This is a genomic window from Hyphomicrobium sp., assembly GCF_051860585.1.
Lineage (GTDB): Bacteria > Pseudomonadota > Alphaproteobacteria > Rhizobiales > Hyphomicrobiaceae > Hyphomicrobium_C.
In genome coordinates this window covers 302,760-311,377 of the sequence record NZ_JBHYDS010000006.1, presented here as the reverse complement: position 1 = coordinate 311,377, position 8,618 = coordinate 302,760, and the positions used below count along the sequence as shown (strand labels likewise).

Genomic DNA, 8,618 nt, shown 5'->3' with positions numbered 1-8,618 from the left:
TGGCTGGATCAGGCTTGCGCCCATTGTCCAATATTCCCCACTGCTGCCTCCCGTAGGAGTCTGGGCCGTGTCTCAGTCCCAGTGTGGCTGGTCATCCTCTCAGACCAGCTACTGATCGTCGCCTTGGTGAGCCGTTACCTCACCAACTAGCTAATCAGACGCGGGCTCATCTATCGGCGATGAATCTTTCCCCCGAAGGGCGTATGCGGTATTACCCCAAGTTTCCCTGAGCTATTCCGTACCGATAGGAAGATTCCCACGCGTTACTCACCCGTCTGCCACTCTGTATTGCTACAGCGTTCGACTTGCATGTGTTAGGCCTGCCGCCAGCGTTCGTTCTGAGCCAGGATCAAACTCTCAAATTGAAAAGTTCGATTCTGGACGGCTTGGAGGGAATCTCCAAGGATACTGCGTAACGGGCACCTTCACACAGACGCACACTTGACCCGAGGTTTCCCCCGCGCCCAGCGCGTCGGTGATGGCTTAGAAAACGCAGTATACGCCAGAGTATCGTAGGTCTCTCAAGCTCCGAGGAGCTTTTCGAGACCACGCTAGGACTCCGCCGCCTGCGTTTCTCTTCCTTCAAATTTGACTTGTCAAAGAGCGCGCCAAAGACAGATCGTCGGCCGGTCGCTAAGACCAGCTTTTTCAGGACAACAGGTTCCATTCCGGTTTCCCGGTTGGGAACCACAACTGTTATCGAGAGAGCGATGCCCGTCAAGGGCGGCGAAGCACTGTGTGCCCCGCGACAAGGACCGAATAAATAGATAACCCCCCGCCGTGTCAACACCAACTTCACGCGCTCGCGTTTTTTTTCGTTAACGATCTGAAATTGAACGAAATTTTTTTCACATTTTGGCCGATCGAGCCGGCCGTCCAACGTGCGCTACGAGATGGAAAACGCGACCATCCCCCTGTCCAAGTCCTCTCAAAGCTCGAATCCAGGCCCGGCACACCCCTCCCGGGAGCCATTTGGGCCACCCGGGGAGGCCTTCAGGCGGTTTCCGTCTTCGGGACCCGTTCGGACCACCTCTGCAGGATGGCCCTCTCTGAGGGATCCGCTTTGACCGATCCGAAAGGCGACCTCTCCCTCTTCACCCGCCGGGGACACCCGCTTTCCCCCACCTCCTACAATCCGCCAATCCGCCGGCGTTCGCCCCAGTCCGCCATGAGAGCGCCAGCTTTGTGCAGGCAATCTCCCGCAGCATCGTGATTTGGATCGCGGCCGCGATTTCGCTCCGTTCGTGGGGGCGAATAGCTCATGATCCGATCCGGCGTGGCCGTGCGCCCGCCGAAAGCAGACCAAGCTGGGTACTTCCCCAGTCGGGCCTGCGGGGGGAAAATTTGTGTCCGGCTTGCCAAGGGCAGGCCGGGAAGCCGAGCCGAAAGGGGACAAGCTCGTCGTGGTCGACCATCGCCGTCACGCTCCCATCGGGCGCTGCCGTCCCGTGGCTGCAAAGCATGCGGCCCGGCCGCAGCCCGCTTTGTACCGCGGTGCGAAAGCGCGCGGGCAGCGCGACATGTACGCGACCGACCACGCCGAACCGAAACGCGAAGGCCGCTTCCGCTGGCTCATGAGCAACTGCCTGGCCGCCGCCGTCGGCGGCATCGCAATTCTCGTCGTGATCTTTGGCGCCGCCGACAAGCAGGAGAGCGAGGACGGCCTGATGCCCGCGCTTCAGCGCCTGCGCGAAGGCACAGCCTCTCCGCCGCTCGAAGCCCTGCTTCGCCGTGACGACGGCCTCAAGTGGGCCGTGCCGAAGGTCGATCGCCTGCAAGTCACCAGCGGCGCCAAATCCACCCGCTTCATCATTCACGAAACGCTGCGCCAGCGCCGCGGCGGCCGCGAATACATCTACGCCAAGCCCTACGTCCGCCTCGTTGCGCGCCTCGCGCCGGTGCCGCCCGCCTCGGCCGCGTCGATCCCGGCGTTCAATCCGTTCAAGCTCTACGCCAACAACAAGCCGATCGGCGACGAGGACGAGGCAGCCCCGCAAAACGCCGCGCAACGCAGCGACGTCGCCGTCAACGTGCTGGACCTTCTGGGCGGCGTGCTGCCGCTCGAGGACGGCCAGGTCATCGACAACGACGAGGCGGCCGAACTCGTCGAGCGTTTCGAAAGCTCCGAAAACGTCTCCTCGACCGGGTCTTTCTTCGGCATCGGCGGCGGCACGGAGCCCGACGAACTCGGCGCCCAGCCGAACAAGGCCGCGAACGCCGAGGCCAAGGACCCGCACACGACGGTGCTCGCCAAGGCGGGCAGCGAGGACGACACCGGCTCGAGCGAACTCGATATCCTGAAGCCGACTGTGAAAACCGTTCGTGACGGCCAGAAGCTGTCTCAGCTCCTCGTCGAAGCCGGCGCCACGCAGTGGCAGGTCCGTGAAATGATGGAGGCGATGAAGCCCGTCATCGCCGAAAAAGCGATCCTGCCGGGCCAGGAAGTGCACATCGCGCTGCAGCCTTCGATCACGCAACAGAACCGCATGGAGCCCGTGCGCTTCAGCGTTTACGACGAAGGACACGCTCACAAAGTTACCGTCACGCGCAACAGTTCAGGCGAGTTTGTGGCGAGCGCGACGCCCGTCGGCGACGAGCTTCTCGTCCGCGCCATGCAGAACGACAGCGGCGCCCCGCAGACCTCGAGCCTCTACGCCGCGCTCTATTACGCGAGCTTGTCGGAGAGCGTTCCGGACGAAACCATTCAAAAGATTTTGCAGGTTCACGCCTACGAAACCGACTTTCGCCGGCGTCTGCGGGCGGGCGATACCTGCGAAATGTTCTTTGACCTGAAAGATGAAGGCGGCACCGACGGCCCGCCCGGCGAACTGCTCTTCACGTCCATCTCGACGGGCGGCGAGACGCGCCGTTATTACCGCTTCCGCACGCCCGACGGGCAGGTCGACTACTACGATCACGAAGGCAACAACGCGAAGAAGTTCCTCAATCGCCGCCCGGTCCGCGCCGACGATATCCGTCTCACGTCGGGCTTCGGCATGCGCCGCCATCCGCTGCTCGGCGAGTACAAGATGCACACCGGCATCGACTGGTCCGCGCCCACCGGAACGCCCATTCTCGCCGCCGGAAACGGCGTCATCGAAGAGGCCGGCCGCAAGGGCTACAACGGCAATTACGTCCGCATCCGCCACGCCAACGGCTACCAGACGGCCTACAGCCACATGTCGCGTTTTGCGCCCGGCGCCGCGCCCGGCGTGAAGGTCAGACAAGGCCAGGTGATCGGCTATATCGGCACGACGGGCCTCTCGTCCGGCCCGCATTTGCACTTCGAAGTGCTGGTCAACAACCAGTTCGTGAACCCGCTCTCCATCGAAGTGCCGCGCGAGCGCCAGCTCGAAGGCAAGGATCTGGCCGCCTTCCATAAGGAACGCATGCGCATCGACGAACTGATGCGCCGCGCGCCGGTTCTAACCGCAAGCAAGTAGCCCAATCCACCGCCGCGAGCTCCGACCCATCCCTCCCCCTCATGCCGGAGGCATGTCTCCGACACGACGTGGGGGAGGTTAGGAGGGGGCATCCAGAACCCATCGGTAGGGCTTCCCCCACCCCGGCCCTCCCCACAAGGGGGAGGGAGAAAGGGAGTTCCACACCGCAGCTGACAAAAAAGAAAAACCCTCCCCCGCGTCCGCGGGGAGAGGGCTTCACTGCCTTACTGCCGACTGCCTTACTGCCTGCTGCCTGCTGCCTGCTGCCTGCTGCCTGCTGCCTGCTGCCTACGCAGCCGCCGCTTTCGCCTGCACGCCGTTGATCGTCAGCTTGCCGTCCTGCACCGACACACGAACGGTATCCCCGTCCTTCACCGTGCCGCGCAGGATCTCCTCGGCGAGTGGATCCTGGACATGCTTCTGGATCACCCGCTTCAGCGGCCGCGCGCCGTAGATCGGATCGTAGCCCTTGTTCGCAAGCCACGTCCGGGCCTGATCGTCGAGTTCGATCGTCATCTTGCGGTCGGCGACGAGCGCCTGCAGCCGCTTCATCTGGATGTCGACGATCGCCGCCATGGCCTCTCGCGGCAAGCGGTGGAATACGACGATCTCGTCGATACGGTTGATGAATTCGGGCCGGAAATGACGCCGCACCGAGTCCATGACGAGGCCGTACGCATCCTCCTCGCTCATCACCTTGTCCTCGCCCGGCATGCCGAAGCCCATCGGCTGACGCGGGTCAGCCAGGAATTCGGCCCCGAGGTTCGAGGTCATGATGATCAGCGTATTCTTGAAGTCGACCGTGCGGCCCTGTCCGTCCGTCAGGCGCCCTTCGTCGAGCACCTGCAGCAGAACGTTGAACACGTCCGGATGCGCCTTCTCCACCTCGTCGAACAGCACGACCTGATACGGCCGGCGCCGCACGGCTTCGGTGAGCGCACCGCCCTCTTCGTAGCCGACGTAGCCGGGCGGCGCGCCGATGAGGCGGGATACGGAGTGCTTCTCCATGTATTCGCTCATGTCGAGGCGCACCATCGCGCTGTCGTCGTCGAACAGGAACGCGGCCAGCGCCTTCGTCAGCTCGGTCTTGCCGACGCCCGTGGGGCCGAGGAACATGAACGAGCCGATGGGCCGGTTCGGATCCTGCAAACCCGCACGCGCACGGCGGACGGCCGTCGCAACCGCTTGCACGGCTTCGTCCTGGCCCACGACGCGCTTCGCCAGCGCCAGTTCCATCTTGAGCAGCTTGTCGCGCTCGCCTTCGAGCATCTTGTCGACAGGCACACCCGTCCAGCGCGAGACGACGCCCGCGATCTGGCTCGGCGTCACGGCCTCTTCGACCATCACGCCGCCGCCCGCATCCGCGTTTTCGATGCCCTTGAGCTTGGCTTCGAGATCGGGAATGACCGCATGCGCGAGTTCACCCGCCCGCGCGTAGTCGCCCTTGCGCTGCGACTGCACAAGCTCGGTCCGCTTCCGGTCCAGCTCCTCCTTCACCTTCTGCGCCGAGCCGAGCTTGTTCTTCTCGGACTGCCAGCGTTCGGTGAGCGCGCGCGAGCGCTCCTCGAGGTTCGCAATCGTGCCTTCGAGCTTCTGCAGGCGATCCTTCGACGCCTGGTCCGTTTCCTTCTTCAGCGCTTCGCGCTCGATCTGCGCCTGCATCAGGTCGCGATCGATCGCATCCAGTTCCTCGGGCTTGCTGTCCACCTGCATGCGCAGGCGCGACGCCGCCTCGTCGACGAGGTCAATCGCCTTGTCGGGCAGGAAACGATCCGTGATGTACCGGTTGGAAAGGTTCGCGGCCGCCACCAGCGCCGAATCCGTGATGCGGACGCCGTGATGCAGCTCATACTTCTCCTTGAGTCCGCGCAGGATCGAGATCGTATCCTCGACCGACGGCTGGTCGACGAAGATCGGCTGGAAGCGCCGCGCCAGCGCCGCGTCCTTCTCGATGTTCTTCTTGTACTCGTCGAGCGTGGTCGCGCCGACGCAATGCAGCTCGCCGCGCGCCAGCGCCGGCTTCAGAAGGTTGCCCGCGTCCATGGAGCCTTCGGCCTTGCCCGCGCCCACGATGGTGTGCAGCTCGTCGATGAACAGGATGATGCGTCCGTCCTCGGCCTGCACCTCGTTGAGCACGCTTTTCAGCCGCTCCTCGAACTCGCCACGGAACTTCGCGCCCGCGATCAGCGAGCCCATGTCGAGCGAGAGAAGCTTCTTGTCCTTCAGGCTCTCGGGCACGTCGCCGGCGACGATACGTTGCGCCAAGCCTTCCGCGATCGCCGTCTTGCCGACGCCGGGCTCACCGATCAGCACGGGATTGTTCTTGGTCCGGCGGCTCAGCACCTGAATGGTGCGGCGGATCTCTTCGTCACGCCCGATCACCGGATCGAGCTTGCCGTTGGCGGCCGCTTCCGTGAAGTCGCGCGTGAACCGCTTCAGCGCCTCGAAGCTTTGCTCCGCGCTTGCGCTGTCCGCGGTCCGGCCTTTCCGGATCTCGTTGATGGCCCCGTTGAGCCGATCGGGAGTGACGCCCGAGGCGGCGAGAATCTTACCGGCCTCGGAGCCCTTTTCGAGCGCAAGCGCAAGCAGCAGCCGTTCGACCGTGACGAACCGGTCACCGGCCTTCTCGGCAATTTTGTTGGCGTTGTCGAACACGCGCGCGAGTTCCGGCGCGATGTAGAGCTGGCCGGCCCCGCCGCCACTGATCTTCGGCCGTTTCGCCAAAGCCTGTTCGACCGCATCGAGGGCTTGCTTATGCTGTCCGCCCGCGCGCGCGATCAGACCCGCCGCCGCGCCCTCGGGATCGTCGAGCAGCACCTTGAGCAGATGCTCGGTCGAAAACTGCTGGTGTCCCTCACGGAGCGCCAGGCCCTGAGCCGACTGCACGAACCCTTTGGCGCGATCCGTATACTTCTCGAAATCCATCTTATTACCTCCTCAGCGCACGCCACCGCCCTCCTGGGAGGCCCGTATGACGCACCGTCAACGAATGGTCTTCGACGGCAGCACCCAGGCCCAATCGGCACCCGGCGACTACCGCCTGGAGCTGATATAGGAGGGCCGCGCCCGGTATAAAGGGGAGGCCCCATAATCAGGAGCGGGCACAATCAGAAGCGGGCCGGCGTGGTATCAAAATACCGGGCTGCGAACGGATGAGGCGAACGAATGACGGGTGTGGTTACGGGTCTCTATCGATATCCCGTCAAAGGCCTCTCGGCCGACCCCCTGCAACATGTCACGTTGGAAGCCGGCCAGACCCTGCCCTTCGACCGCGCCTGGGCGATCGAAAACGGTCCGACCCGGCTCGAGCCCGACGCACCGGCCTACCGTCCACCGTCGAGCTTTCTGACGTTGAAGCGCGATGAACGCCTGGCCGCGCTGCAAACCCGGTTCGAGGAGGAGGCGCGTCGACTGGTCATTTCACGCGGCGGCCGTCCGGTGGCGAGCGGCGACCTGACCACACCCGTCGGGAGGCAGGTGCTCGAGCAGTTCATCGCTGCGTTCATGGCGGACAGCCTGCGCGGCCGCCCGAAGATCGTCAGCGCCCCCGGTCATAGCTTCTCCGACACCCGCGAAAAACGCGTGCACGTCATCAGCCTGCGCTCCCTGCGCGAGCTTGAGCGCGTGGTCGGCCGCCCCGTCGATCCGCTGCGCTTCCGCCCCAACGTCATCCTCGACGGGCCGGAGCCGTGGGCGGAATTCGATTGGATCGGCCGCGACATCACGGCTGGCCCGGTCAGCCTCCGGATCAGCAGCCGCACGGAGCGCTGCGCCGCCACCAACGTCGATCCGGCGACCGGCGTGCGCGACATGGCCATCCCCGCCTCCCTCCAGCGTGAGTGGGGGCACACCGACTTCGGCATCTACGCGGAAGTCCTGAACGACGGCAGCCTGTCGGTGGGCGACGGCCTGAGCCTCTGACCAGCGGGAATCGGCCTCTGACCACCCGCACGTCGACCATTCGGACGCCCGCGGGAATCGCCCGAGCGAGACCAAAAAAAGAGGCCGCAGGTTCAACCCGCGGCCTCATAAATCTTGTCGGATGCCTGACCCGCGTCAGTCGCTGCTTTCCACGGCCGGCGTCGGCGCAGGCGGTGCCCCGCCCTCGTCGCCTGCGGCTGCGGCCTCGCGGCGCGGACGGCGCACAGGCCGGCGCAGGAACTCCGGCTGCTCGTGATGCGGCACGGGAGCGCGCTCGGCACGGCGCGGGGCCGCGGCTTCGACACCGATGTCCGGTTGCGGCGCCCGATCCGGACGGTCGACGCGCTCGACTCGTTCCGGGCGCTCCGCACGTTCAGGACGGTCCACGCGTTCGGGTCTGTCGACACGCTCCGGTCTGTCGGCACGCGTGTCCACACGTTCCGGTCGGTCGGCACGCGGGAAGCGGTCCTCGCGGTTTCCGCGATCGCCACGATCCTGGAAATTGCGGTCTCCGCCGCGATCCCCACCCCGGTCGCCGCGATCTCCGCGGTCCCGGTTGAAGGAGCGTCCACCGCCGTCGTTTCGCAGTCCGCGGTCGTCATAGCGCGGCCCGTCGTTATGGCGCGGCTGACCTTCGTTGCGATGCTGGGGTTGCGAATAGGCCTGCTGCGGCTGGCCCTGATCACTGAACTCCCCGTCCTCGTCACCGAAGTCGTCGTTCATCGAAACCGGCTCGCCGAAGCCTGCCGGGCGCGGACGGCCCTGGCCGTTCTGCAAGTCACCGCCGCCCTGCGCGATCTGCTGTTCGCGGTAGGTTATGATGATGCGGTTGTAGTGCTCGGCGTGCTGCAGATAGTTCTCTGACAGCACCGGATCGCCGCTCGACTGGGCGTCGCGCGCCAACATGATGTATTTCTCTGCGATGTGAGCCGGCGTGCCGCGAAGTTTGACGTCCGGGCCCGTGCTTTCGAAGCTCCGCGTCAAGGGGTTCTGGCCCTTGCGGTTATGATTGCTTCCGCCACCACTACCGCCACCGCCACCGCCGCTGCCGCCGCCACTGTTATTGTTGCGGCCGCGCCCTCTGCGGTTCTGCTGTCCCTGCCTCATAGGCTCCATTCTCGACAGTTGTGAAATTCGTTGCTGCCGCGCGCGAACCCGCGGCTGTCCAAAAAGACTGACCCTCCGCGACCCGATTTGCCGCGCTTCGCTAGACCGGTTGCCCGGCGGATACCAAAAAACCCCCGACCTCGCCGC

The 8,618-nt window shown here is 64.8% G+C and carries 4 protein-coding genes and 1 rRNA gene; 2 read left to right on the top strand and 3 right to left on the bottom strand.

The genetic code is table 11. The annotated features are described in order from the left end of the window. A 16S ribosomal RNA gene (locus ACTIFK_RS12145) occupies positions 1–365 on the bottom strand; the annotation flags it as partial. 981 nt (positions 366–1,346) lie between these two features. Here ACTIFK_RS12145 and ACTIFK_RS12140 point away from each other — a divergent pair. After that, complete coding sequence (locus ACTIFK_RS12140; protein ID WP_439543329.1) at positions 1,347–3,443, top strand: M23 family metallopeptidase; 2,097 nt, start codon at positions 1,347–1,349, stop codon at positions 3,441–3,443. Between the two features lie 288 nt (positions 3,444–3,731). On the opposite strand, the gene clpB is transcribed toward ACTIFK_RS12140, so the two are convergent. Then, positions 3,732–6,368 carry an ATP-dependent chaperone ClpB gene (gene clpB, locus ACTIFK_RS12135; protein ID WP_439543328.1) on the bottom strand — a complete coding sequence of 879 codons (2,637 nt, stop codon included), beginning with the start codon at positions 6,366–6,368 and terminating at the stop codon, positions 3,732–3,734. A 240-nt stretch (positions 6,369–6,608) separates the two neighbouring features. Between clpB and ACTIFK_RS12130 the strand changes: the two genes are divergently transcribed. Further along, on the top strand, positions 6,609–7,364 hold the full coding sequence (locus ACTIFK_RS12130; RefSeq protein WP_439543327.1) for an MOSC domain-containing protein: 756 nt from the start codon (positions 6,609–6,611) through the stop codon (positions 7,362–7,364). Positions 7,365–7,499: 135 nt separating this feature from the next. Here the strand turns inward: ACTIFK_RS12130 and ACTIFK_RS12125 are convergent, their stop codons facing one another. After that, a complete protein-coding gene (locus ACTIFK_RS12125; protein WP_439543326.1) occupies positions 7,500–8,471 on the bottom strand; it encodes a DUF4167 domain-containing protein in 972 nt (323 codons plus the stop codon). Positions 8,472–8,618: the final 147 nt, after the last annotated feature.

Coding starts and splice junctions, on each gene's coding strand:
- clpB (WP_439543328.1), bottom strand. CDS start 6,368: ATGGATTTCGAGAAGTATACGGATCGCGCCAAAGGGTTCGTGCAGTCG.
- ACTIFK_RS12130 (WP_439543327.1), top strand. CDS start 6,609: ATGACGGGTGTGGTTACGGGTCTCTATCGATATCCCGTCAAAGGCCTC.
- ACTIFK_RS12125 (WP_439543326.1), bottom strand. CDS start 8,471: ATGAGGCAGGGACAGCAGAACCGCAGAGGGCGCGGCCGCAACAATAAC.